The following is a 23793-nucleotide window of genomic DNA, read 5'->3' as shown; positions in this document are numbered from 1 at the left end:
TGCTTGAATGGCCGTGTGGACCTCCCTGCGGCCTGGCCGCTGACCGACACCGCCTCGCTCGAGCTGCGCGACGCGCTGCTGGCGGCCTACGCGGACCCGGCGCGCGGCTACCACGACGTGCGTCACCTCGGTGAGGTCCTGACCCGGCTCGACGAGCTCGACCGGGCCGGCGCGAGCTTCGACCGGGACCCGGTGCTGCTGGCGGCGTGGTTCCACGACGGCGTCTACGACGGTGAGCGTGACGCCGAGGAGCGCTCGGCCGCCTGGGTCGAGCGAGCGCTGCCGGGCCTGGTCGCGGACGAGGTCGTCACCGAGGTGGCCCGGCTGGTGCGGCTCACCGAGACCCACCGCCCCGAGCCCGACGACCTCGGAGGCTGCGCGCTGTCCGACGCCGACCTCGCGATCCTCGCCTCCGACCGGGCGCGCTACGACGAGTACGTCGCCACCGTGCGGGTGGAGTACCGCCACGTGCCCGACGACCTGTTCGTCACCGGTCGCACGGCCGTCCTCGAGGACCTGTTGGCCAAGCCCCGCCTCTTCCACACCACCTACGCCCGCGAACACTGGGAGGAGCCGGCCCGGGCCAACGTGTCAGCCGAGCTTGCCCGTCTTGCGGCGACGCAGCCCGGCGGCGACGAGCCGGGAGACCAGCTCGCGTGAGCTGACCTGCTCGGCGCCGAGCTCCACGACCGCGTCGTACCACTCCGACGGGACGTCGTAGTGGTCCCGGTCGAAGCCGCGCTCGGGGATCCCCGCGCGCCGCGCGAACGTGTGCAGCTCGTCGTAGGAGGCGTCGCTGGCCAGGTGCGACCAGAGCCGACCGTGACCGGCCGCGTTGGGTGGGTCGATGAGGACCGTCATGCGGCGCTCACGCCGTGCGGTCGGCGGCGTCGTCGAGCATGAGACGCCAGGAGCGGACGAAGTCGGCGTCGACGTAGGAGCGGGACGTCGCACCGGGGCGGACCTGGAGGTCGACGCGGAACTGCCGCACGCCGGCGCGCAGCAACCACGGCACGTGCTCGGGCAGGAGGTCGCCGGCGGGCATCAGGAACCGCGCGACGTCGGGGTCGGTGTCGAGCACCGCCAGCAGGTCGTCGTAGCCGTGGGTGAGCCCCTGCGGCGATCCACCCGAGCAGACGGCGCTGAGGCCCGGCAACCGCACCACGTCACGCCAGGCGCGGCGGGGCTCGAGGGCCTGGTCGAAGCCGCGGTGGAAGGTCCACGGGACCCCGGGCAGCGCCCGCGCCAGCGCCGCGCAGGTGTCGGTGTCGATCTCGAGGTCGGTGTCGAGGAAGCCGAAGACCACGCCCTCGGCGCCGAGGGAGACGTACTCCTCCGCGAGCCCGATGAGCCGGGTGAACTCCCCGCCGGTCGTCGTGAGCGAGTCGTTGAGCCGCAGCATCACCCGCACCGGCAGCTCGGTCCCGCGGATGACCTGGGCGGCCGCGGCGAGGTCGGGCGAGCGACCGTCGCCGTCGCCCTCCACGGCGAGCGAGAGCCGGTCGGCGCCGCCCTGCTCGCAGCCCGCGATGTCGCGCGCGTGGAGCACCGCCACCTCGAGGAGCCCTCTGCCCATGGGGGTGACTCTAGGGCGTGCCGGGCACCAGGTCGGGGAGCCCGTCGCAGGACTCCAGCCGCGCCGCCTGCACCCGGGCCCAGTCGGCCACCTGGTGCTGCAGGGCGGTGAGGGTGTCGATGGTGTCGGCCACCCGCCGCACGTCGTCGACGATGTCGGTCACCGCGCCGATCCCGGAGGTCGCGACGTCGGCGGCGAAGACCGCCCAGCCGAGCGGACCTGCGGCCCGGGTGAGGATGCGACGGGCCAGCCGGGCGAGGGTCTCCCCCAGCTCGACGAGGAGCCGCTCGACGCGCACGGCGAGCGCCTCGCAGAAGTCGGCGACCTCGTCGAGGAGCAGGGCCGTGCGACCGACCACGAGGCCGACGGCGCGGCCCGCGAGCGCGAGGCCCTCCACGCGCACGACGTAGGACGACGCGGCAGCGCCGCGCCAGACGAGCGCGGCGTGGACCCCGAGGCCGACGACGTGACGACTCCACGTGGACAGCGCGTCCTCGACCTGGTGGCAGGCCACGGCGTTCTGCCGGATCGCCGACCAGTCACCGCTCAGCGGGAGGACCAGCAGCTCCTCGAGGCTGCCGTCAGGGAGCTCGGGCACGCCCAAACCTGTCTGGTTGATCGCCCGGACGCCGAGGTTGACGACGTCGCGCAGGGCCGACAGGCCGAGGTCCCATGCCTCGAAGGTGGTGTCGTGGCTCCGCTCCGCCTCGCCCGCGCGCGGCGGCACGAGGCCCAGGGCGGCTGCGGTGCTCACGGGGCGCTGCCCGGGGCGAGGTCGGCGAGGTCGTGGGCGGTCAGGGTGTCGGCGGCGGCCAGGTCGGTCGCGGCCGCCCGGAGGCCGTCGGCGAGGTCGCGCCACTGGTCGTCGAGGCGTCGCCCGAGCTCGACGAAGGCGCCCTCGAGCGGGTCCATGGCTGCGGCCAGCGGTCGCAGCACGCACACCGGGCTCGGCTCGAAGCCGTCGCGCCGGCAGACCCAGGCGCGGGCGTGGCGCACGATCGCATCGGCCTGCTCCGCGAGCTCGGCCATGCGGGCGGGAAGCGCGGCGAGGTCGTCCCAGGTGGACACCTCGAGGGTGCGGGACGGGTCTGCTGACGGGGTGGAGGGCATGGCGTGGTGGTGCCCGGGGACGGCCCGCCTTGAAACGCGCGCACAATGGGCCTGTGGACGACACCCTGTTCTTCGAGGCCCGCGCCCTCGTCCTGGCCGACCTGCAGGCCCGGCACCAGGCGACGGCCGAGGCCGTGTCCGCCCTCGAGGACGCCTGCGCGGCCCGCAAGTGGTGGGCCGAGCAGTGGCCCGAGGGTGGGGTCTTCGTGGCCGGCCTGGTGGCCCAGGACGTGCAGGACTCGCTGTTCGAGAACAGGGGTCGCTGGCCGTTGTGCCTCGACTGCGAGGACGGCCCCGTGCACTCGCTCTACATCCAGCCGGACCTCGGCGGCCCCGACCCCGTGTGGGTGTGCGAGGAGACCGGCGCGGTCGCCGCCGCGCTGGGACGCCTGCACTCGACGTGACCTGGACCGGTCACCCGCCGAGCTGGACCCACATCGTGAAGCGGTCGGCGCGGTAGACCGAGCGGGACACCTCGACGGTCTTGTCGCCGGCCATGGCCCGGCGCGACTGTCGCAGCACCACCCCACCGACGGGCAGCTCGAGGAGACCGGCCTCCTCGGCGGTGGGCCGGTCGGCGGTGATGGAGTCCTCGGCCCAGGTGGGGCGCAGGCCGCGCTGGTCGAGGGCGTCGTAGAGGCTGGTGGGCATGCCGCTCTGGAGGAAGCCGGGCAGCAGGATCTCGTTGAGGTAGGCGTCCTCGAGGCACACGGGAGTGCCGTCTCCGCGGCGCAGCCGGCGCCAGTGGATGACCGCGTCGCCCTCGGAGATGTTGAGCGCGCGGGCCACACCGGGGCCGGCCTGCTCGCGCCGTGCCAGCAGGGTCTGCGACTCGGCCAGCATGCCGCGGCGGGTCATCTCCTCGGTGTAGCCGGAGATGCGACTGACGGACTGCCGCGGTCGGGCCACGAAGGTGCCGCGACCGGGGATCCGCTCGAGCAACCCCTCGACGACCAGCGCGTCGAGCGCCTGGCGCACCGTCATGCGGGCGACCCCGAAGCGGTGGACGAGCTCGCGCTCCGAGGGAGCCGGCGACCCGGGGGCGCTGCCGGTGACGAGCGCACGCACGTACTCCCGGACCTGGACGTGCTTCAGCGTCCGTCCGTCGGTGAGGAGCGCTTCTTCCACGCCTCCACGGTAGGGCCGAACCACCCCTCCCGTCCCCCGAATGGGCGTAGTCCCGTGTGGCGAGGGTCTCGCGATTTTACTTTCAGGTCACTCGGTTGATATGGCACGCAGCACGTCGAGCCGCGCGGCCCGACGAGCCGGCAGGATTGCGGCGAGCATCCCGATGACCACCGAGAGCCCCAGGAAGATGCCCAGCTGCCCGAACGGCACGCTGATGACCTCGAGGCCCTCGTCGCGGACGGCGTACATCAGGGCGATCCCGAAGCCGACGCCGAGCAGCACGCCCAGCACCGCGCCGAGCACCGAGATCACGACCGACTCCAGCGTGATCATCCAGCGCAGCTGCCCCCGCGACACCCCGATGGCGCGCAGCAGCCCGACCTCACGGGTCCGCTCGATCACCGACAGCGCGAGGGTGTTGACGATGCCGAGGACGGCGATGATCAGCGCCAGCCCGAGCAGGGCGAAGATGATCAGCACGAACTGGTCGATCGGCTCGCGACGCTCCTGGGCGAAGGCCGCCTGATCCTTGACGGTGACGATCGGCAGGTCGGCGACGACCTCGTCGAGGCCCGCCTGGAGGTCGGCCGCACCCGGCTCCGCGAAGACGATCAGCGCGTTGTCGGCCGGCTCGTAGCCCGCGTCGACGAGCGTCGTCAAGGTCGTCAGCACCGGGGAGAAGACGACCGGGTTCTCGGCATAGACCCCGACGACCTCCCACGACTTCTCGCCGGTCGGCACCGTGACGTCGACCGTGTCGCCGACCTCGAGGCCCTCGTCGTCGGCGAAGGTCTCGTCGAGCAGCACCGTGCCGTCGCGCAGGTCGGACGTGGAGCCCTCGAGCACGTCGAGCTCGAGGCCGTCGATCGTGGCCGGGTCGGTCGCGACCACGCCCTGGGCGTCACCGTCGCGCTCGACGAGCTGGAAGCGCTCGCGGATCACCTGACCGACGCCCGGCACCTGCGCCATCTCGTCGGCGATGGTGGCGTTGAACTCGCCACCGAAGACGTTGCTCACGACGTAGTCGCCGACGAAGTTGTCGCTCACGGACGCGTCGACGGACGCCTTGGCCGAGTCGCCGACGATCGCCATCGTGCAGGCGAGCGTCAGGCCGATCATCAGCGCCGAGGCCGTCGCCGTGGTGCGACGGGGGTTGCGCAGGGAGTTCTGGCCGGCGAGGTTGCCGATCGACCCGAAGAACCGCGTGTAGACCGCGCGGGCGCCGACCAGGAACGGCCGGGAGATCACCGGGCTCATGGCCGCCACGGCCAGCAGGACGAAGAGGATGCCGCCGCCGGTCATCTGGCCGCCGTAGGGCAGGTCGGAGAACAGCCCGAGCCCCAGCACCACCAGGCCGAGCACGCCCAACGCGAGACCGCGCCAGAAGCGCTGCTGGATCGAGCTCTCGGTGAGCGCCACGTCGTCGCGCATGGCCTGGACCGGCGAGATCCGGGCCGTGCGTCGAGCCGGCAGCCACGCGGCCGCCATGGTGACCAGCACCCCGACGACGTACGACGCCAGCACGGTGCGCGCCTCGAACACCAGCGGCTGCCCCGACAGGTCGAGCCCGAACTGGGCGAAGAGCACCCGCAGCGCCATCGCGAGCAGCACCCCCAACCCCATGCCGACCGTCGAGCCGAGCACACCGAGGACGAACGCCTCGAGCTGCACCGAGCGGATCACCTGCCGCTTGGAGGCGCCGAGCGCGCGCAGCAGCGCCAGCTCGCGGCTGCGCTGGGCGACCAGGATCGAGAAGGTGTTGACGATCAGGAACGACCCGACCACCAAGGAGATGCCGGCGAAGATCAACAGGAACGTGGTGATGAAGGAGACCGCCTCGAGCAGGTCGTCGGCCGACTCGTCGGCGGCGGTGTCGCCCTCGACCGCCTCCACGTCGGCGGGCAGCGCGGCCTCGACGGTCTCGGCCAGGTCCTCCTGGGACACCCCGTCCTCGGCGGTGACCCAGATGTCGCTGAAGGCGTCGTCGCCGTCGAGGAAGAGGTCCTGCGCGGTGGCGGTGTCGAAGAGCGCCAGCGTGGCCCCGTTGAGCGAGCCGCCGTCGGGGAAGCCGACGACGCCCACGAGGGTCGGCGCGAGCCTGCTCGCGCCACGCGGGGTGAGCAGCGGCACCGTGTCGCCGACGACGTAGCCGGCCTTCTCGGCCGTGCGGTCGTCGAGCACCACCTCGTCGGGGCCCTGGGGCTCCACGCCGTCGAGCAGCGCGAGGCCGGCGCCACCGGCTGACGGGGCGGTCGTGTAGTTGCCGCCCAGGGCCGGCGGCCCGAGCCCGCCGATGACCTTGCCGTCCTCGCCGACCACGTAGACCCCGAAGGCGTTGACGTTGCCGTCGACCCGCGCGACGCCGGGCAGGCCCTCGAGGTCGTCGACGACGGAGGCCGGGACGGTGAGCGACGAGAAGCCGCCGGAGGTGCCACCACTGCTCTCGGGGCGTACGACGACGTCCCCCACCGTGGAGGAGAACAGCGCCGTGAAGCTGCGGCTCAGGGTGTCGGAGAAGATCAGCGAGCCGGCCACGAACGCCACGCCCAGCACGATCGCGAAGGTGCTCATGAGCAGCCGGACCTTGCGGCCGAGCAGGCTCTTCAGGGCGGCGCGGAACATCAGGCGCCCGGGGCGGACATGCGGGTCATGATCTCGATGACCTGCTCGCGGTCGGGGTCGCGCAGCTCGTCGACGACCCGGCCGTCGGCGAGGAAGACGACGCGGTCGGTGTAGGCGGCCGCGACGGGATCGTGGGTGACCATGACGACCGTCTGGCCGTGGTCGCGCACGCTGCTGCGCAGCAGGTCCAGCACCTCGGCGCCGGATCGGGAGTCGAGGTTGCCCGTGGGCTCGTCGGCGAAGACGATCCGGGGTCGGCTGACCAGGGCCCGCGCGACCGCGACGCGCTGCTGCTGGCCGCCCGAGAGCTCGTTGGGCTTGTGGCCGAGACGGTCGCCGAGGCCGACGGTCGCGACGACCTCGTCGTACCAGCCGGGCTCGGGCTTGCGACCCGCGATCGACAGCGGGAGCAGGATGTTCTCCGCCGCGGTCAGGGTCGGGATCAGGTTGAAGGACTGGAAGACGAAGCCGATCTCGTCGCGACGCAGCCGCGTCAGCGCCTTGTCGCCCAGGTCGTCGAGGCGCTGCTCGCCGATCAGCACCGAGCCGCTCGTCGCGGAGTCGAGCGCGGCGCAGCAGTGCATCAGGGTCGACTTGCCCGAGCCGCTCGGCCCCATGACGGCGGTGAACTCCCCGGCGTAGAGGTCCAGCGTCACGCCGTCGAGCGCGCGGACCAGGGCGTCGCCCTCGCCGTAGGTCTTGGTGAGGTCCTCGACGCGGGCCGCGGCCACGCGTCCGACCGGGCCGGCGAGCAGCGGGGCATCCGTCATGGGACCAGGGTCCCGTGCCGCTCCAAGGATGCGCCACCGGGCATGCCCCTGAGGGAGCCCTGGGCTGGACCGGACGCGCTGGACCGGCTCCGTAGATTGGTCCCATGCATGTCGAGCGCACCTTCACCGTGGCCAGGCCGATCGAGGAGGTCTTCGCCTATCTCGGGGACTTCACCCACACCGAGCAGTGGGACCCGGGCACGGTGACGACCACCCGCACGGGCGGCGACGGCGGCCTGGGCACGACGTACGCCAACACCTCGGAGTTCATGGGGCGTCGCGTCGAGCTGACCTACGAGACGATCACCTACGAGCAGCCGACGCGCGTGCAGTTCCGGGGCAAGAACAAGTCAGCCACCGCGACCGACTCGCTGAGCTTCTCCCCCGCCCCCGGCGGCGGGACGGCGATCCACTACCGCGCCGACTTCGACTTCGGCCTCCTCGGCAACCTGGTCGTGCCGCTCGTGATCCGGCGCAAGCTCGACAAGGTCGCCGACGAGACGATCGAGCAGATGCGGCGCGCGCTGGCCTGAGACGGTCTGACACGCCGAGGCCGATGTCGAACACCTGTTCGACCTCTCGCGTATCGTGGCGCCATGGACTTTCAGACCACGCTCTTCGAGGCCCCGACCCACGACCTGAGGTCCTTCGCGGGGATCGAGCGGCGCGACCTCGGTGACGGCGCCTGGGTCGACGTGCTGCGCTCGTGGGTGCCGGAGGCCGACGACGTCCTCGCCACCCTGGTGCGCGAGGTGCCGTGGCGGGCGGAGAAGCGCCAGATGTACGACCGGCTCGTCGACGTGCCGCGGCTGGTCTACACCTACATGATCGGCGAGGACCTCCCCCACCCCGTGCTCACGGAGGCGCGCGACGCGCTCACCGAGCACTACCTGCCCGAGCTCGGCGAGCCCTTCCGCACGGCCGGTTGCTGCTACTACCGCGACGGACGCGACTCCGTCGCCTGGCACGGCGACACCATCGGCCGCGGCAGCACCCACGACACGATGGTCGCGATCGTCTCGGTCGGCGACCCGCGGCGCCTCTGCCTGCGTCCGCGCGGAGGCGGCGACTCGATCGCCGTCGAGATGGGCCACGGAGACCTGGTCGTGATGGGCGGCACCTGCCAGCGCACCTGGGAGCACGCGGTGCCCAAGGTCGCCAAGGCCGGGCCCCGGATCTCCGTGCAGTTCCGCCCGTTCAACGTCTTCTGACGCTCCTGAGCCTGCGAAGGAACGACTCAGAAGAGGTTGAGCGAGCCAGCACGACCGAGCCCGCGAGGTCGTGCTGGAGCGTCGAAACCCGGTGAGGGACGCGCGGCGGCGGGAACACGATCTTGACTCCGGGAGTTACATGGAGTCATGGCTACCTCCAGCACAGAAGCAACGGCGACGATCGGCCTGACGGGCCTGGCGGTGATGGGCCGCAACCTGGCGCGCAACATCGCCAACCACGGCCACACCATCGCGGTGCACAACCGCACCACGGCCAAGACGACCGCGCTGGTCGAGGAGTTCGGCGACGAGCCGACCGAGCACGGCGGCGCCTTCGTCGCGACCGAGAGCGTCGAGGAGTTCGTCGCCTCGATCCGGCAGCCGCGCGCGATCATCATCATGGTCAAGGCCGGCGAGCCGACCGACGCCGTCATCGACGAGCTGGTGCCGCTGCTCGACGAGGGCGACATCGTCGTCGACGCCGGCAACGCCCACTTCACCGACACCCTGCGTCGCCAGGAGGCCCTGGAGCAGCAGGGCTTGCACTTCGTCGGCATGGGCGTCTCCGGCGGCGAGGAGGGCGCGCTCAAGGGTCCCTCGATCATGGTCGGCGGCTCCGAGCACGCCTTCGAGGTGCTCGAGCCGGTCGTCATGGCGATCGCCGCGCAGGTCGACGGCACCCCGTGCGCGGCCCACGTGGGCCCCGACGGCGCCGGGCACTTCGTGAAGATGGTCCACAACGGCATCGAGTACGCCGACATGCAGCTGATCGCGGAGTCCTACGACCTGCTGCGCAGCGTGGCGGGTCTCGAGCCGGCCGAGATCGCCGACGTCTTCGAGGAGTGGAACGGCGGCGACCTCGAGTCGTTCCTGATCGAGATGACCGCCGACGTGCTGCGTCACACCGACGCGGAGACGGGCAAGCCGTTCGTGGACGTCGTACGCGATGCTGCGGAGCAGAAGGGCACCGGTCGCTGGACCGTGCAGAGCGCGCTGGACCTCGGCGTCCCGATCACGGGCATCGCCGAGGCGACCTTCGCGCGCAGCCTGTCGGGCCACACGGCCCAGCGCGCGGCGGCGCAGGAGATGTTCTCGACCACGCCCGAGGAGCATCGCGTCGAGGTCGACCGCGACGTCTTCGTCGACCAGGTCCGCGCGGCGCTCTACGCGTCCAAGGTCGTGGCCTACGCCCAGGGCTTCGACCAGATCGCGGCCGGCTCCGAGGAGCACGACTGGGACGTGGACCTCGGCGAGACCGCGACGATCTGGCGCGGCGGCTGCATCATCCGGGCGCAGTTCCTCGACCGGATCAAGGAGGCCTACGCCTCCGAGCCCGGCCTGACCACGCTGCTCACGACGCCCTACTTCGCCGACGCGGTCAAGGACGGCGTCGACGCCTGGCGCGAGGTGGTCGCCACGGCGGCACGCGCGGGCGTCCCGACCCCGGCCTTCTCGTCGTCGCTGGCCTACTTCGACGGCCTGCGTCGCACCCGGCTGCCCGCCGCCCTCATCCAGGGCCTGCGGGACAACTTCGGTGCCCACACCTACGAGCGGACCGACCGCGAGGGCACCTTCCACACCACCTGGGCGGGCGACCGCACCGAGAAGGAGATGTGACCCATGACCACCGAGACCACGGGCACGACGACCGACACGACCGCCGCACCCTCCGGCACCTTCGCGATCGGCGGCGACCTGCCCGTCGTACGCCTGGGCTACGGCACCATGCAGCTGACCGGTGACGGCGTGTGGGGTCCGCCGAAGGACCACGACGCGGCCGTGCGCGTCCTGCGTCGCTCGGTCGAGCTGGGCGTGACGTTCTTCGACACGGCCGACTCCTACGGCCCCGTCGTCGCCGAGCAGCTCCTCAAGGAGGCCCTGCACCCCTACGCCGACGACGTCGTGATCGCCACCAAGGCCGGCCTGACGCGTCAGGGCCCCGGCATCTGGACGCCGGTGGGGCGTCCCGAATACCTCCGTCAGCAGGCCGAGCTCTCGCTGCGCAACCTCGGCCTCGAGGCCATCGACCTCTTCCAGCTCCACCGCATCGACCCGGCCGTCCCGCTCGAGGACCAGGTCGGCGAGCTCAAGAAGCTGCAGGACGAGGGCAAGATCCGCCACATCGGCCTCTCCGAGGTGAGCGTCGAGCAGACCAAGGCCGCCCAGCAGGTCGCGACCATCGCGACCGTGCAGAACCTCTACAACCTCGCGGCCCGCGACGCCGAGCCGCTCCTGGACTATGCCGAGGAGCAGGGCATCGGCTTCATCCCGTGGTTCCCCCTCGCCACCGGCGAGCTGTCGAAGTCCGACGGCCCGCTCGCCGCCGCCTCGGCCGAGCACGGCGCCACGCCGTCCCAGCTCGCGCTCGCCTGGCTGTTGCGCCGCTCACCGGTGATGCTGCCGATCCCCGGCACCAAGAGCGTCGAGCACCTCGAGTCCAACGTGGCTGCCGCCGGCATCGAGCTCACCGACGACGAGTTCGCGAAGCTGACCGCTGCCGCCTGATCGGCCCGCCGGTCGAGCAGCGAGCGAAGCGAGCGGTCGTCGAGACCCGGTGACCCAGGCGCCTGCACACGTCACCGGGTTTCGACGCGCCGCCGCGACCTCGTGCCTCGGTCGCGCCGCTTGCTCAACCTGCCCTCGCCCACGGAGCGCGCTCGTGCCTCGCGCCCTCCTGCGAGGTCAAAATTCGATGCTGGGTGCAGCAACGTGCGCGTCGGGTGCGTCGTAGAACTCCCGCTTGTGGACGCCGGCCATGCCGGTGAGGAACATCCAGGGGATGGTGAGCACCAGCTTGTTGAGCGTGGCGACGGCGTCGTTGTAGTACTGCCGGGCGAAGGAGATCTGGTTCTCCGTCTCGGCCAGCTGGCGCTGCAGCTCGAGGAAGTTGGTGTTGGCCTTGAGGTCGGGGTAGGCCTCGGCGACGGCGTTGACCTTGACCAGGGCCTGCTGGAGCGCGGCATCGGCCGCGGCCTTGGCGGGGACGTCGTTGCCCGCGGCCGCCTGCTGCACGCCGGCGCGGGCCTTGGTCACCTCGTCGAAGACGCCCTTCTCGTGGGCGGCGTAGCCCTTGACCGTCTCGACCAGGTTGGGGATCAGGTCGGCGCGTCGGGTGAGCTGGACGTCGATGCCGCCGAGGGCCTCCTCGGCGTTGACGTCGGTCGTGCGCAGCTTGTTGAAGCCGACGACGACGAAGCCCACGAGCAGGACGACGACCACCAGGACGATGATGAGGATCAACACGGACGTGCCTTCTTTCGCTGGGATGACGCGTGGGTGTGAGTGTTCACCATGAGCCGCCGCCTCCGCCACCGCCGCCACCGCCGCCGGAGAAACCTCCGCCGCCGCTGGACGAGGACGACTGCGTCGCCTGGTAGGACGAGATGGCGCTGCTGACCGTGGAGTCGAAGTCGCTGACCATCGAGCTGATCGCGGAGCCGGCGCAGAAGCCGGCGTAGCCCGGGCCGAAGTAGCTCGGGGTGGGCGGCTCGGCGCCCATCTCGGTGCGGTACTTGGCGGCCCACTCGTCGGCGCAGCCCAGCGCGACCGCCCAGGGGATGTAGGCGGTGTAGAGCTCCTGGCGGCCCGAGAAGTCGAAGCGCTCGATGCTCGAGTCGGTCGCCAGCACCCTGCGGAAGCCGCCGACGCGCGACCAGAGATCGCGCCCGCTCCTCGTGCGCTTGGTGCTGGCGCCGGTCTTGAGCAACGGGGCGCCGAAGACGAAGAAGGCGCCGGGGACGAGCCCCAGCATGGTGACGTTGAACGGGTTGGCGAAGACGTTGGCGATCGCGGCGATGAAGGCGGCGATGACGAGCAGTCCCCCGAAGCCACCGAGCCCGGCGGAGACCAGGTGCTGGCCCTGGCTCGCCCAGCTCTTGGTCGCCGCCTCGAATGCCGCGATCTCGGTCTTGAGCCGCTTGCCGGCCTCGACGTCCTTCGGCGCCGCGGTGAACGACGTCCCGGGTCCGCCGAGGAGGTGCGCGACGCTGACGGTGACCGGGTCGAGGCCGGCCCAGCCCTGGGCTCCCCCCTTGTCGGTGATGGTCCAGGCATCGCCGTTCTTCTGCAGGTCGATCGCGCCCTTCTCGGCGGCGTGCAGCAGCGTCGCGACGTAGCCCTCGCGGTCGATCTTCTCGGTGTAGATGTAGGCCGCCTGGGCCGGGCCGATGCCCTCGGGCGGGGCATACATCAACGGGAACTGGGGGTTGGCCTCGTAGGAGCGCCGCGCGAGCAGCAGACCCGCGAGGCCGGCCAGGGCCGCAAGGGCCGCGATGACGCCGAGTCCGACCCAGCTGCCGCCCAGGACGGTGTCCCAGCGGGGCGACCAGGGCACCTCGTTGCCGGCGGCCGGCGTCTCGATGTCGAGGCCGGTCTGCAACGTCACCGGGGTGTTGCGCGCCAGGCCCGCGGCGGTGATCGTGAGCTGCTGGGTGCCCTCCCCCGCGACCGTGCACGGCGTGCCCTCGCCGACGCCGACCGTGCAGAGCACCTCCTCCGCGGGCGCGGGCAGGTTGACGGTCAGCTCGGCCGCGGTGATGCCCTGGCGCCACCCCGACGGGATCAGGTTCCAGTAGAGCTGGGTGGGCGCCGCCCCGGAGCCCTCGATGAGGACACCGTCGATGTGGTAGCTGATCTCGTAGGTGTGACTGCCGACCGACACCGTGGAGTCCGGGTCGCCGATCTTGGCCACCTGGTAGCGACCACCCTGCTCGCGGTACTCCTCGAACGGCACGTCGCCGCCGTCGAAGGTCACCTCGACGTCCTCGACCGTACGACGGGCCCCGGGGTCGTTGGGATCGGTGCGGTCCCAGAAGCGGAAGATGCCGTGCTTGCCATAGCTCGGGAAGTCGACCGTCAGCGTCTCCACCACGTCGAGGTCGCCGTTGTCGGCCACGTCGAAGGTCGCCCGGTAGGCCGAGATCGTCGTCTCCTCGTAGGTGCCGTCGTCGGCCCCGTCGGTGGAGTAGAACAGGGCTGGTAGGCAGAACACGCCCACCAGCACGACCAGGCTGACGACGATGGTGACCAGACGGCGCATGCTGCGGAGCCTAGGGCTTCCGGCGGCTGCGCGGGGAGGCTCGCGCACGTCTGCGACGGCCAGTGGTCTGGTCCTCCGCACGCCGAGCCGGCGCGATGTTGCAGGGTCTGCACCATCGCGCCGACTCGGCCAGGAGGGTCAGCGGCGTCGCAGCACCTTGATGATGATCGCGAGCACCAGGAGCCCGACGGCGCCCTGCTTCCAGTAGCCCTTCAGCAGGATCGGCAGCACGGCCGCCCCCAGGTCGAGGGCATCGTCCTCCTGGGCCGGAGCCGGCCGCGGAGCCGGCCGCGCGGCCGACGGCGCCGAGGTGATCGGCGTCGCGGTGGCCGCGTGCTTGCCGGCGCCGGCCGCGGCGCCCTCGAGCGAGGCCGCCCCCTCCGGGCTGGCGGTGTCGACCGCCGGTGCCGGAGCCGACGGCTCCGGAGCAGCGGCCTCGGGTGAGAGCCGCTGCTCGAGGCACGCGACGAACTGCCCGAGCAGCTTGTCGGAGACGTCCTGCATGACGCCCCGGCCGAACTGCGCCGGCTTGCCGGTGATGGCCAGGTCGGTCACCACCATCACGTCGGTCGAACCGCCGTTGTCCTCCATCGTGCAGGTCACCACGGCGCCGGCGGTGCCGTTGCCCCGCTTGTCCTTGCCCTTGGCGTCGACGACGAACTTGTGCGCCGTCTCGTCCTTCTCCACGAACGTGCCCGAGCCGTTGTAGACCAGGGCGATCGGACCGAGCTTGACCTTGCAGGAGCCGTGGAAGGTGTCGTCCTCCACCGAGGTGACGACGGCACCGGGGAAGCACTCCGCCACCGAGGCGATGTCCTGGAAGTGTGCCCAGGTCTCCTCGACGCCGGTCGGGACGGTGAAGCGGTGGGTCAGGTCCACGAGGTCAGGCTCCTGCGGCGTTGAGGACGGCCCGGCGGACGAGCACGGTGGCGAGGTGCTTGCGGTAGGCGGACTCGCCGTTGAGGTCCGAGGGCGGGTGGGTGCCCTCGGCGGCGAGCGCGGCCGCGGCGGCCACGCCCTCCTCGGTCGCCGGCTGCCCGACCAGTGCCTGCTCCGACGCACGGGCCCGCAGCGCGGTGTTGCCCATGTTGGTGAGCCCGATGCGCGCCTGTGCGATCGTGCCGTTCTCCACCTGGACGGTGGCGGCGACGGCCACGATCGGCCACTGGTGCGCGACCCGCACGAACTTCTCGTAGCAGGAGCCCCAGCCGGTGTGCTTCGGGACCCGGACGGCGACGAGGATCTCGTCCTCGCCGATCGCGGTCTCGAAGAGGTCGACGAAGAAGTCGTCGGCCTCCACCGTGCGGGTGCCGCCCGGCCCCTGGATCACGAACTGTGCCCCCAGGGCCAGCGCGGGCGCCCCGAGGTCACCGGCGGGATCGGCGTGGGCGAGAGCCCCACCGAAGGTGCCGCGGTGCCGGATCTGTACGTCGGCGAGGTGCTCGACGGCCTTGTGGATCAGCCCGGCGTGCTCCTCGACCAGCGGGTCGTGCTCGACCACGGAGTGCTGGGTCATGGCGCCGATGACGATGGCGTCGCCGTCGTCGCGGATGCCCCGCAGGCTCTCGATCTTGCCGAGGTCGATGACGACCTCGGGGGCGTTGAGCCGCATCCGCAGCACGGGGAGCAGGCTCTGCCCCCCGGCCAGGATCTTGGCGTCGTCACCGTGCTCGCCCAGCGCGGCGAGCGCCTCCTCGACCGTGGTCGGCGCGAGGTAATCGAACTGTGCGGGGATCATGCGTGGCCTCCGGTCGTGCGGTCGGTGGTGCCTTCCATGCCGGTGGAGGCGTCGAAGTGCGGTGCGGCCGCGCCGACGGTCTCCGCCTTCTCGCCTCCGCGGGCGTCGTTGATCGCCTTCCAGACGCGCTCGGGCGTGCAGGGCATCCGGACGTCCTGGACGCCGAACTGGCGCAGCGCGTCCACCACGGCGTTGACGACGGCCGGGGTCGAGGCGATCGTGCCGGCCTCCCCCACTCCCTTGGTGCCCAGCGTGTTGGTCGTCGCCGGCGAGGTGGTGTGGTCGAGGTCGAAGCTGATCGTGTCGGCCGAGGTCGGCAGCAGGTAGTCGACGAACGACCCGGTCACCAGGGTGCCGGCGTCGTCGTAGACCGCTTCCTCCCACAGCGCCTGGGCGATGCCCTGGACGAGACCGCCGTGCAGCTGCCCCTCCACGATCAACGGGTTGATGATGTTGCCGATGTCGTCGCAGGCGGCGTACTTGCGCATCGTCACCTGGCCGGTCTCGGTGTCGACCTCCATGGCGCACAGGTGCGTGCCGTGGGGGTAGTTGAAGTTCACCGGGTCGAAGGTCGCGTCGGAGTCGAGCGAGGGCTCGACGCCGTCGGGCAGGTTGTGCGCCGCAAAGGTCGCGAGCGCGATCTCCGCCATCGCCAGGCCCTGGTCGGTGCCCTTGACCGTGAAGCGACCACCGCTGAACTCGACGTCGTCCTCGGAGGCCTCCAGCAGGTGTGCCGCGATGACCTTGGCCTTGTCGATCACCTTGTCGGCGGCCTTGACGATCGCCTCGCCACCGACGACCAGCGAGCGCGAGCCGTAGGTGTCGAGCCCCTTGTGGGCGACCTGCGTGTCACCGTGCAGGACCTCGACGTCCTCGAAGGCGACGCCCAGGCGGTCGGCGACGATCTGGCTGAACGCCGTCTCGTGGCCCTGGCCGTGGGCGGAGGCGCCCGTGAGGACCTCGACCTTGCCGGTCGGCAGCATCCGCACGCTGGCGTGCTCCCAGCCACCGGCGCCGTAGTCGAGGGAGCCGAGCACCCGCGAGGGCGCCAGGCCGCACATCTCGGTGAACGTCGAGATGCCGATGCCGAGCTGGACCTTGTCGCCCGACTCGCGGCGACGGGCCTGCTCGGCGCGCAGCTCGTCGTAGCCGAACATCGCCTTGGCGTTGGCCGTGGCGGCCTCGTAGTTGCCGGAGTCGTACTCGAGGCCCGCCACCGTGGTGAAGGGGAACTCCTCGTGCTTGATCCAGTTCTTCTCGCGCAGCTCGAACGGGTCGACGCCGAGCTCGGCGGCGAGGTCGTCCATGATCCGCTCGATACCGAACGTCGCCTCGGGCCGGCCGGCGCCGCGGTAGGCGTCGGTCCAGGTCTTGTTGGTGAGCACGGTCTGGCAGTTGAACTGGTAGGCCGGGAACTTGTAGATCGCGTTGAACATGAACGCGCCCAGCACCGGGACGCCGCCGCCGATCAGCGAGACGTGCGAGCCCAGGTCGGCGAGCAGCTCGACCTTGAGGCCGGTGACGGTGCCGTCCTTCTCGGCCGCGATCGTGAGCTTCTGCCACTGGTCGCGCCCGTGGTGGGCGGCCATCAGCGACTCCGAGCGGGTCTCGGTGTACTTCACCGGCTTGCCGAGCTTGCGGGCCACGAGGAAGGTGATGAACTCCTCGGGCGTCGTCTGGAGCTTGCCGCCGAAGCCGCCGCCCACGTCGGGGGCGATGACGCGGATCTTGGCCTCGGAGACGCCGGTGACGGCCGCGAGAAGGAACTTCAGGATGTGCGGGATCTGGGTCGCCGACCACATCGTGATCTGCTCGCCGGTCGGGTCGACCACCGTGGAGCGGGGCTCCATGAAGGCGGGGATGAGGCGCTGCTGGCGGTATTCGCGCTCGAGCACGACACCACCCCCGCGGGCCTTGGCGATCGCCTCGTCGACGTTGCCCCCGGTGCCGGCCTCGGCCGAGTCGAACTTCCAGAACGCCGACTTGTTGGTGCCGAGCTCGGGGTGCGCGAGCGCGCCGCCGTTCTCCGGCGTCGCCTCGGCGGCCGCCTTGAGCTCGAGGGCCGCGGGCAGCTCCTCGTAGTCGATGTCGACGAGCTCGGCGGCGTCACGGGCCTCGGCGGCCGAGCGGGCCACGATGACCGCGACGATCTCGCCGGCGAAGACGACCCGGTCGACCGCGATCGGCGGGTGGGCGGGCGCCTTCTGGTCAGGAGTGATGGGCCAGGCGTTGGGCAGGCTGCCCTGCTCGTCCGCGACGTCGGCGCCGGTGATCACGCGCACGACGTTGGGCGACTCGAGGGCCGCCGAGGTGTCGATGTTGGTGATCTTCGCGTGCGCGAAGGGGCTGCGGACCATGGCGAGGTGCACCATGCCGGGCAGCGTGATGTTGTCGGTCCAGCGGGTGCGACCGGTGATCAGCCGCTGGTCCTCCTTGCGGCGACGGTCCTTGCCGATCTCCGCGGTGGGGGCGTCCTGGACGGCGGTCACTGGGCACCTCCCTGGGAAGCGGCGTGCTGCACCGACTTGACGATGTTGTGGTAGCCCGTGCAGCGGCACAGGTTGCCCTCGAGGCCGACCCGGATCTCCTGCTCGGAGGGGTTCGGGTTGTTCTTCAGCAGGTCGACGCTCTGCATGATCATCCCGGGGGTGCAGAACCCGCACTGCAGGCCGTGGCACTCACGGAACGACTCCTGGACCTGGTGCAGCTCACCGTCCTGGGCGAGCCCCTCGATGGTGGTGACCTCGGCGCCGTCGGCCTGGACGGCCAGCACGTTGCACGACTTGACGCTCGTGCCGTCGAGGTGGACCGTGCACGCGCCGCAGTTGCTGGTGTCGCAACCGATGACGGTGCCGGTCTTGCCGAGCTTCTCCCGGAGGTACTGCACGAGCAGCATCCGGGGTTCGACGTCGTCAGCGACCTTCGCGCCGTCGACAGTCAGGTTGATCCGGGTCATGTACGACTCCCTCAAGAGTGGGTGGACCTGTGATGCGGGTCACCCCAACCTAGGGTCGTCCGGTTGGTCGAAGGTAGGTCCTTCGGCGACCTACCGCGTGGCGACCGCGAGGCGTCCCTTGAGCAGCGGCACCGCCGGGTGAGGGGTGCCGGCGAGGGAGGCCAGGCAGACCTCGAGGACCTGCGTGTCGTAGGGCGCCAGCTCGCTGTAGCGGACCACCGCGTCGGGCACGGGATCGGCGAGCAGGGCCTCGCGCAGCGCGACCGCGACGTACTCCGCCAGGTCGCCGAGGGCCGGTGAGTTGGTGCCGGGGAGCAGGTCGCCGCCGTAGGCGTCGACGGCGGCCGCGACGTGACCGCCGCGCAGGAGCGTGAGGACGTGGTCGACGTCGGTCGCGACCGGCATCATCAGCCGGTAGGGGCGGGACGAGAGCTGCCCGCCGAGGGCGGAGCGCAGGTGGGAGACCTCGGCCTTGAGCGTCGAGAACGTCACCGCCTGGTCGCCGTAGACCAGCGCGTGAAGCTGCTCCAGGGAGAGCCCCTCGGGGTGCAGCGCGAGCAGCGCGAGGATCTCGGTCTGACGCCGGTTGAGGAGCAGCCGCTGACCGTCGAAGCGGACCTCGGCCGTGCCGAGCAGCGTCATGACCAGGCCGGGGTCGTCGGTGACGTCGAGCGCGGAGGGGTGGTGCTGCGAGCGCGGGAGGGCGGTCTCGATGAGCCGCGCCATGACCCGTGCGGTCGCCAGCCCGATCGGGTGGGTGCGGTCCCAGGTCGTGGAGAGGTCGATGACGCCGAGCTGCCGGCCGGTGTGGGGGTCGACCACGGGGGCGGCCCAGCAAACCCAGTTGTGCACGATCGAGGCGTAGTGCTCCGCGCTGAAGACCATGGCCGGCTCGCCCTCGCGATTGGCCAGGTCGAGGGCGTTGGTGCCCATGGACTGCTCGTCCCAGCGACCGCCGACCACGAAGTTGACCGACTCGGCCTTGCGTCGCATGACACGGCCGCCGTAGGTCCACAGGATGCGGGTCTGGGAGTCGGTGACGGCCAGCACCAGGTCACCGTCCTCGGCGGTGCGACGCAGCTCGGACTCGACGCCCTCGACGGCGCGCTGGAGCGGGGAGTCCTTCCAGATCGACGCGGTCTCGGACTCGTCGGCCAGCGGCGCCTGCGACACGTCGGGGTCGATGACCTTGTCGGAGCGGGTCCAGCTGTGCAGGATCTCGGGGCGTACGACGGGCTCGGCCGCGTCGCCGCTCTGGACGAAGCTGGCCCACGCGCGCATCGTCGCGCGCTTGCGCTCCTGAAGGTCGCCCCGTGCCATCCCCGAAACCCCCGTCCGTCGTCGGTCACCTCAACGTAGCACCGGTGTGATGGCGCTCACGTGGACGTGCGGCGAAGCCCTCGCGTCAGGCGAGCCGGCGTCGCAGGAAGCGCACCGTGCGCTCGATCGAACGCTGCCACTGCGGGATGAACGCGTGCAGCTCGCCGTCGTAGACCTCGAGGCGGCTGTCCACGCCGGCGCGCTGCATCAGCCGTTGCGTCTCGATCGCCCAGGGGAAGGGGCAGATCTCATCGGCGTTGCCGTGGTGGAGCAGGACCGGGGCGCTGATCCGGTCGAAGTAGGTGCGCGGCGACAGCCCCGCGTAGACCTCCGGGGACTCGGCGGGAGTGCCGAGCTCGTCGTAGATCGCCTCGACGGCGTCGGGCCGGCTCGGCACGGTGAAGTGGCGCAGGTTGTCGAGGTAGCTGGAGGAGACCGAGGCATAGATGACGGCGGCCTCGACGAGGTCGGGTCGCACGACGAGCGCGTTCATCGTCACCCCACCGCCCATCGAGCGGCCGAGCATCGCCATCCGGTCGGGGTCGACCCAGGGCTCGCGCTCGAGCGCGAGGACGGCGTTGATCGCGTCGCGGGTGTAGCCCAGCCGGGTCTCCCGAGCCAGGCGGCCGGCGGGGTCGGAGCCGGCGTGCCCCCGGTAGTCGGTGTGCAGCACCGCGAAGCCCTCCCGGGCCAGCCAGTCCTGCTCGCGGGCCAGTCCCTGACCGGTGACGTAGACGTCGGGGTTGACGTAGCCGTGGTTGAGCACGACCCCCGGGAACGGGCCGGGGCCCCTCGGTCGCAGGAGGACCCCCGAGACCGTGACCCCGCCGCTGTCGTAGGTGACCTCGGAGCGGGTGTAGGCGGCCGTCTCCTCGACCACCCGGCCGTAGCGGATCCGGCTGCCCGTGAAGTCCTCGCGCATCAGCGCCGGCAGCGAGCGCGCGTCAGGCACCGGCGGCAGCGGCTGCGTGGCGGGCGGCGAGGACGGCGAGGAGGCGTCAGGAGCAGCAGGCGTGGACGTGGCCGACGGGGTCGACCCAGCCGGGCCGGGCCGGGCGCCCGGGTCCTGCTCGACCTCGTCCGGGCTGCACGCAACGAGGGGCAGCGCCAGGAGCAGCGCCGCCCACGCCGGGGCCCGTCGTACGACGGGGCTCACGGCAGGTGGTCGAGCTCGCCGTGGATGCGCCCCTCGGTGGAGACCAGCCGCTCGCCGGTGCCGCCCCAGCGGCCGGCGATGATCTCGGCGGCGATGCTGATCGCGGTCTCCTCGGGCGTGCGGGCGCCGAGGTCGAGGCCGATCGGGCTGGAGAGCCGCGCGAGCTCCTCCTTGGACAGCCCGACCTCGAGCAGCCGGGTGACCCGGTCCTCGTGCGTGCGCCGTGAGCCCATGGCGCCGACGTAGGCGACCTCGGGGAGGCGCAGGGCGACCTCGAGCAGCGGTACGTCGAACTTGGGGTCGTGGGTGAGCACGGTGACGACCGTGCGCTGGTCGATGCGCCCGGCCTCCTGCTCGGCCAGGAGGTAGCGGTGCGGCCAGTCGACGACGACCTCGTGGGCGTCGGGGAAGCGGCTGTGGGTCGCGAAGACCGGGCGGGCGTCGCAGACGGTGACCTGGTAGCCGAGGAACGCGCCGACCTTGGCCACGGCGGCGGCGAAGTCGATCGCGCCGAAGACCAGCATCCGCGGCTTGGGGGCGAAGGCCCAGACGAAGACCCGCATGCCCTCGCCGCGGCGCTCGCCGTCGGGGCCGTAGGTCAGCGTGGCGTTGGTGCCGCTGGCGAGCAGCCCCATCGCGTCGTCGTGCACGGCGCCGTCGGCGCGGGTGCTGCCGAGGGTGCCCTCGTTGTCGTGCGACTCGGGCCGGATGACCAGGCGCTTGCCCAGCCAGGTCGGGTCGGGGTGCTCGATGACGGTCGCGAGCGCGACCGGACGGCCCTCGGCGATGTCGGCGGCGATGTCGCCGAGCTCGGGGAAGGTCTCGCGCGAGATCTTCTCGACGTAGACGTCGAGGATGCCGCCACAGGTCAGCCCGACGGCGAACGCGTCGTCGTCGGAGACGCCGTAGCGCTCCAGGACGGGAGCGCCGGACGCGACGACCGACTCGGCCAGCTCGTAGACCGCACCCTCGACGCAGCCCCCGGAGACCGACCCGACGGCCGCGCCTTCCTGGGTCACCAGCATCGAGGCCCCGGGCGGGCGGGGCGCGGAGCGGAAGGTCGCCACGACGGTGCCGACCCCGATCTCCTCCCCCGCGTGCCAGCGGGTCATCAGCTCTTCGAGCACGTCACGCACGTGCCACCACCTCCACCAGGTCTGCGAACGTCGCCAGCGAGTGACCGGCGAGGAAGTCGTCGACGTGCGGCAACGCAGCCACCACGCCCTGCTGCACCGGCTCGTAGCCGGCCTTGCCGCGGTGCGGGTTGACCCACACCACGCGGTGCGCCATCCGGTGCAGCCGGCGCATCTGCTCGCCGAGCAGGGTGCAGTCACCGCGCTCCCAGCCGTCGCTGAAGACGACGACCACGGCGCCGCGGGCCATGCCGCGCCGGCCCCAGCGGTCGAGGAAGACCTGGAGGGTCTCGCCGAGGCGGGTGCCGCCGGACCAGTCCGGGACCGCCTCCCCCGCGGCGACCAGCGCCTGCTCCGCGTCGCGGCTGTGCAGCGCGCGGGTCAGGTGGGTCAGCCGCGTGCCGACGGTGAAGGTCTCCACGACGCCGGGTCCCTGCGACATCCGGTGCGCGAGGCGCAGCAGCGCGTCGGCGTAGCCGTTCATCGACCCGCTCACGTCGATCAGGAGCACCACCCGGCGCGGCTTCTCGGCGCGACGTCGCCACTCGATCGCCGAGGGCTCCCCCATCCGGCGCAGGCTCTCGCGCAGGGTGCGGGAGGCGTCGACCTGGCCGCGGTGCCAGGCCCGGTGCCGCGCCGTACGACGGAGGGGGGCGCGCGGACGCAACGTCGCGAACATCGCGGAGAGCCGGTGCTTCTCGGCCGCGGACATGCCGGCGACGTCGCGGTGGCGCAGGACCTCGGCGTTGCTGGCCATCGCCTTGACCGTCTCGCCGTCCCCGTCTCCCTGCCCCTCGCCCTCGTCGGAGGGCAGGTCGGAGAAGGACGGCACGGTCGGTGGGGCCGGGGTGGCGCGGGGCAGGCCGTCGCGGGCGTTGAAGTAGGCCTCGAAGACCTGGTCGTAACGGCGCAGGTCGTCGGGCGAGCCGCACAGCGTGGCGCGGCCGGCGTTGTAGGTCGCGCGCTGGTCGCCGAGCCCGACGACCGACACGGCGTCGAGGAAGCCCTGGGTGCGGTCCTGCGTCACCGGCAGACCCGCGGCACGCAGCGCCCGGGCGAAGCCGGCGAGGACCTCGTCGACCTCGCGGACCGGGGTCCTCGCGTCGTCCTCGTCGCCCTCGACCCGTTGCTGGAGGTCGATCACGTGCGCAGCATCTGGTCGAGCGCCTGCTTCACGCGGTCGGTGTCCTCGCGGTACTTCACCAGCGCACCCAGCGTGCGCGCGGAGGTCTCGAGGTCGACCTCGGTCGCGCCGAGGTGCTGCAGAGCGCGGGCCCAGTCGATGGTCTCGGCGACGCCCGGAGGCTTCTCGAGGTCGCCGCGCTCGCGCAGCTGCTGGGCGATGGTGGCGACCTGGCGGGCCAGCGTCTCGGAGACCTCCGGCGCGCGCGAGCGCAGGATCTCGACCTCGCGGTCGAGGCCGGGGTGGTCGATCCAGTGGTAGAGACAGCGCCGCTTGAGGGCGTCGTGGAGCTCGCGGGTGCGGTTGGAGGTCAAGATGACCACCGGCGGGGTCACCGCCTTGACGGTGCCGAGCTCGGGGATCGAGACCTGGTAGGTCGAGAGCACCTCGAGCAGGAACGCCTCGAACTCGTCGTCGGCGCGGTCGACCTCGTCGACGAGCAGCACCGCCGGGGCCTGCTGCAGCGCGGCCAGCACGGGGCGTGCGAGCAGGAACCGCTCGTCGTAGAGGCTCTTCTCGGCCTCCTCGACGTCTGCTCCCCCCGCTGCCTCGAGGGCGCGCAGGTGCAGGATCTGGCGCGGGAAGTCCCAGTCGTAGAGCGCCTGGGTGGCATCGATCCCCTCATAGCACTGGAGCCGCACCAGCGGCAGGCCCAGGCTCTCGGCGATCGCCTCGGCCAGCGCGGTCTTGCCGGTGCCGGGCTCTCCCTCGAGCAGCAGCGGTCGCTGCATCCGCAGGCTGAGGAAGACCACGGTCGCGAGGTCATCGTCGCTGAGGTAGCCGGTCTCCTGCAGGCGCGCGGTGACGTCGGCGGGCGAAGTGGACTCCATGCGGTCCACGGTACGCACCGAG

At 71.8% G+C, this 23793-nt stretch carries 24 protein-coding genes; 6 read left to right on the top strand and 18 right to left on the bottom strand.

The window, feature by feature from the left end:
• Positions 1 to 15 precede the first annotated feature (15 nt).
• Positions 16 to 660: a hypothetical protein gene (locus AAG827_RS02955; RefSeq protein WP_341924311.1), complete on the top strand. Its 645-nt coding sequence runs from the start codon at positions 16 to 18 to the stop codon at positions 658 to 660.
• On the opposite strand, the gene AAG827_RS02950 is transcribed toward AAG827_RS02955, so the two are convergent.
• From AAG827_RS02950 to AAG827_RS02935, 4 genes are read right to left on the bottom strand one after another with little or no spacing between them, the layout of a single operon-like run.
• Positions 592 to 861, bottom strand: a complete 270-nt coding sequence (locus AAG827_RS02950; RefSeq protein ID WP_341924310.1) for a DUF4031 domain-containing protein — start codon at positions 859 to 861, stop codon at positions 592 to 594. The genes AAG827_RS02955 and AAG827_RS02950 overlap by 69 nt on opposite strands.
• A gap of 7 nt (positions 862 to 868) precedes the next feature.
• Entirely contained in the window at positions 869 to 1576 is a 708-nt protein-coding gene (locus AAG827_RS02945) for a copper homeostasis protein CutC (RefSeq protein WP_341924309.1), read from the bottom strand.
• Positions 1577 to 1586: 10 nt separating this feature from the next.
• Entirely contained in the window at positions 1587 to 2330 is a 744-nt protein-coding gene (locus AAG827_RS02940; protein WP_341924307.1) for a hypothetical protein, read from the bottom strand.
• Entirely contained in the window at positions 2327 to 2686 is a 360-nt protein-coding gene (locus tag AAG827_RS02935) for a hypothetical protein (protein WP_341924306.1), read from the bottom strand. The genes AAG827_RS02940 and AAG827_RS02935 overlap by 4 nt, the downstream gene beginning before the upstream one ends.
• A gap of 53 nt (positions 2687 to 2739) precedes the next feature.
• Here AAG827_RS02935 and AAG827_RS02930 point away from each other — a divergent pair, with 53 nt between their 5' ends.
• On the top strand, positions 2740 to 3090 hold the full coding sequence (locus tag AAG827_RS02930) for a hypothetical protein (RefSeq protein ID WP_341924305.1): 351 nt from the start codon (positions 2740 to 2742) through the stop codon (positions 3088 to 3090).
• A 10-nt stretch (positions 3091 to 3100) separates the two neighbouring features.
• Here AAG827_RS02930 and AAG827_RS02925 read toward each other — a convergent pair whose 3' ends face one another.
• The 3 genes from AAG827_RS02925 to AAG827_RS02915 all read right to left on the bottom strand — a co-directional run bounded on the left by AAG827_RS02925 (position 3101) and on the right by AAG827_RS02915 (position 7206).
• Positions 3101 to 3814, bottom strand: a complete 714-nt coding sequence (locus tag AAG827_RS02925) for a GntR family transcriptional regulator (RefSeq protein WP_341924304.1) — start codon at positions 3812 to 3814, stop codon at positions 3101 to 3103.
• An 87-nt stretch (positions 3815 to 3901) separates the two neighbouring features.
• Positions 3902 to 6436 (bottom strand): FtsX-like permease family protein, encoded by a 2535-nt coding sequence (locus AAG827_RS02920; RefSeq protein ID WP_341924302.1) that lies wholly within the window; start codon positions 6434 to 6436, stop codon positions 3902 to 3904.
• Positions 6436 to 7206 (bottom strand): ABC transporter ATP-binding protein, encoded by a 771-nt coding sequence (locus tag AAG827_RS02915; RefSeq protein ID WP_341924301.1) that lies wholly within the window; start codon positions 7204 to 7206, stop codon positions 6436 to 6438. The genes AAG827_RS02920 and AAG827_RS02915 overlap by 1 nt, the downstream gene beginning before the upstream one ends.
• Positions 7207 to 7310: 104 nt before the next feature.
• Here AAG827_RS02915 and AAG827_RS02910 point away from each other — a divergent pair, with 104 nt between their 5' ends.
• The 4 genes from AAG827_RS02910 (at position 7311) to AAG827_RS02895 (ending at position 10922) form a co-directional block, all read left to right on the top strand.
• Positions 7311 to 7739, top strand: coding sequence for an SRPBCC family protein (locus AAG827_RS02910; RefSeq protein WP_341924300.1), 429 nt, complete (start codon positions 7311 to 7313; stop codon positions 7737 to 7739).
• Between the two features lie 63 nt (positions 7740 to 7802).
• Positions 7803 to 8417: an alpha-ketoglutarate-dependent dioxygenase AlkB gene (locus tag AAG827_RS02905; RefSeq protein WP_341924299.1), complete on the top strand. Its 615-nt coding sequence runs from the start codon at positions 7803 to 7805 to the stop codon at positions 8415 to 8417.
• A 147-nt stretch (positions 8418 to 8564) separates the two neighbouring features.
• A complete protein-coding gene (gene gndA / locus AAG827_RS02900; protein ID WP_341924298.1) occupies positions 8565 to 10034 on the top strand; it encodes an NADP-dependent phosphogluconate dehydrogenase in 1470 nt (489 codons plus the stop codon).
• A 3-nt stretch (positions 10035 to 10037) separates the two neighbouring features.
• Positions 10038 to 10922, top strand: a complete 885-nt coding sequence (locus AAG827_RS02895) for an aldo/keto reductase (RefSeq protein ID WP_341924297.1) — start codon at positions 10038 to 10040, stop codon at positions 10920 to 10922.
• 177 nt (positions 10923 to 11099) lie between these two features.
• Here the strand turns inward: AAG827_RS02895 and AAG827_RS02890 are convergent, their stop codons facing one another.
• The 11 genes from AAG827_RS02890 to AAG827_RS02840 all read right to left on the bottom strand — a co-directional run bounded on the left by AAG827_RS02890 (position 11100) and on the right by AAG827_RS02840 (position 23771).
• On the bottom strand, positions 11100 to 11660 hold the full coding sequence (locus tag AAG827_RS02890) for a LemA family protein (protein ID WP_341924296.1): 561 nt from the start codon (positions 11658 to 11660) through the stop codon (positions 11100 to 11102).
• Positions 11661 to 11703: 43 nt separating this feature from the next.
• Positions 11704 to 13455, bottom strand: a complete 1752-nt coding sequence (locus tag AAG827_RS02885) for a DUF2207 domain-containing protein (protein WP_341924295.1) — start codon at positions 13453 to 13455, stop codon at positions 11704 to 11706.
• Positions 13456 to 13593: 138 nt separating this feature from the next.
• Entirely contained in the window at positions 13594 to 14334 is a 741-nt protein-coding gene (locus AAG827_RS02880) for an SRPBCC family protein (RefSeq protein ID WP_341924294.1), read from the bottom strand.
• A gap of 4 nt (positions 14335 to 14338) precedes the next feature.
• Positions 14339 to 15193: a xanthine dehydrogenase family protein subunit M gene (locus AAG827_RS02875; RefSeq protein ID WP_341924293.1), complete on the bottom strand. Its 855-nt coding sequence runs from the start codon at positions 15191 to 15193 to the stop codon at positions 14339 to 14341.
• Positions 15190 to 17682, bottom strand: a complete 2493-nt coding sequence (locus tag AAG827_RS02870) for a xanthine dehydrogenase family protein molybdopterin-binding subunit (RefSeq protein ID WP_341924292.1) — start codon at positions 17680 to 17682, stop codon at positions 15190 to 15192. The genes AAG827_RS02875 and AAG827_RS02870 overlap by 4 nt, the downstream gene beginning before the upstream one ends.
• Positions 17679 to 18149 carry a 2Fe-2S iron-sulfur cluster-binding protein gene (locus AAG827_RS02865; RefSeq protein ID WP_309649609.1) on the bottom strand — a complete coding sequence of 157 codons (471 nt, stop codon included), beginning with the start codon at positions 18147 to 18149 and terminating at the stop codon, positions 17679 to 17681. Before AAG827_RS02865 ends, AAG827_RS02870 begins: the two co-directional genes overlap by 4 nt.
• Before the next feature lie 90 nt (positions 18150 to 18239).
• Positions 18240 to 19469, bottom strand: a complete 1230-nt coding sequence (locus tag AAG827_RS02860; protein WP_341924291.1) for a transcriptional regulator — start codon at positions 19467 to 19469, stop codon at positions 18240 to 18242.
• 85 nt (positions 19470 to 19554) lie between these two features.
• Complete coding sequence (locus AAG827_RS02855; RefSeq protein WP_341924290.1) at positions 19555 to 20625, bottom strand: alpha/beta fold hydrolase; 1071 nt, start codon at positions 20623 to 20625, stop codon at positions 19555 to 19557.
• On the bottom strand, positions 20622 to 21761 hold the full coding sequence (locus AAG827_RS02850) for an XdhC/CoxI family protein (RefSeq protein WP_341924289.1): 1140 nt from the start codon (positions 21759 to 21761) through the stop codon (positions 20622 to 20624). The genes AAG827_RS02855 and AAG827_RS02850 overlap by 4 nt, the downstream gene beginning before the upstream one ends.
• Positions 21754 to 22902, bottom strand: a complete 1149-nt coding sequence (locus AAG827_RS02845) for a VWA domain-containing protein (protein WP_341924288.1) — start codon at positions 22900 to 22902, stop codon at positions 21754 to 21756. The genes AAG827_RS02850 and AAG827_RS02845 overlap by 8 nt, the downstream gene beginning before the upstream one ends.
• Complete coding sequence (locus AAG827_RS02840; RefSeq protein WP_341924287.1) at positions 22899 to 23771, bottom strand: MoxR family ATPase; 873 nt, start codon at positions 23769 to 23771, stop codon at positions 22899 to 22901. The genes AAG827_RS02845 and AAG827_RS02840 overlap by 4 nt, the downstream gene beginning before the upstream one ends.
• Between the last annotated feature and the right edge of the window lie 22 nt (positions 23772 to 23793).

It is taken from the genome of Nocardioides psychrotolerans, from assembly GCF_943371775.1.
GTDB classification, from domain to species: Bacteria; Actinomycetota; Actinomycetes; order Propionibacteriales; family Nocardioidaceae; genus Nocardioides; species Nocardioides psychrotolerans_A.
This window is presented reverse-complemented; position numbering and strand designations above follow the sequence as displayed.

Excerpts from the sequence above, each read along its gene's own strand:
- AAG827_RS02860 (WP_341924291.1), bottom strand. The coding sequence starts at position 19,469 with ATGGCACGGGGCGACCTTCAGGAGCGCAAGCGCGCGACGATGCGCGCG.
- AAG827_RS02885 (WP_341924295.1), bottom strand. The coding sequence starts at position 13,455 with ATGCGCCGTCTGGTCACCATCGTCGTCAGCCTGGTCGTGCTGGTGGGC.
- gndA (WP_341924298.1), top strand. The coding sequence starts at position 8,565 with ATGGCTACCTCCAGCACAGAAGCAACGGCGACGATCGGCCTGACGGGC.
- AAG827_RS02920 (WP_341924302.1), bottom strand. The coding sequence starts at position 6,436 with ATGTTCCGCGCCGCCCTGAAGAGCCTGCTCGGCCGCAAGGTCCGGCTG.
- AAG827_RS02945 (WP_341924309.1), bottom strand. The coding sequence starts at position 1,576 with ATGGGCAGAGGGCTCCTCGAGGTGGCGGTGCTCCACGCGCGCGACATC.
- AAG827_RS02895 (WP_341924297.1), top strand. The coding sequence starts at position 10,038 with ATGACCACCGAGACCACGGGCACGACGACCGACACGACCGCCGCACCC.
- AAG827_RS02840 (WP_341924287.1), bottom strand. The coding sequence starts at position 23,771 with ATGGAGTCCACTTCGCCCGCCGACGTCACCGCGCGCCTGCAGGAGACC.
- AAG827_RS02935 (WP_341924306.1), bottom strand. The coding sequence starts at position 2,686 with ATGCCCTCCACCCCGTCAGCAGACCCGTCCCGCACCCTCGAGGTGTCC.
- AAG827_RS02905 (WP_341924299.1), top strand. The coding sequence starts at position 7,803 with ATGGACTTTCAGACCACGCTCTTCGAGGCCCCGACCCACGACCTGAGG.
- AAG827_RS02875 (WP_341924293.1), bottom strand. The coding sequence starts at position 15,193 with ATGATCCCCGCACAGTTCGATTACCTCGCGCCGACCACGGTCGAGGAG.
- AAG827_RS02950 (WP_341924310.1), bottom strand. The coding sequence starts at position 861 with ATGACGGTCCTCATCGACCCACCCAACGCGGCCGGTCACGGTCGGCTC.
- AAG827_RS02910 (WP_341924300.1), top strand. The coding sequence starts at position 7,311 with ATGCATGTCGAGCGCACCTTCACCGTGGCCAGGCCGATCGAGGAGGTC.
- AAG827_RS02915 (WP_341924301.1), bottom strand. The coding sequence starts at position 7,206 with ATGACGGATGCCCCGCTGCTCGCCGGCCCGGTCGGACGCGTGGCCGCG.
- AAG827_RS02865 (WP_309649609.1), bottom strand. The coding sequence starts at position 18,149 with ATGACCCGGATCAACCTGACTGTCGACGGCGCGAAGGTCGCTGACGAC.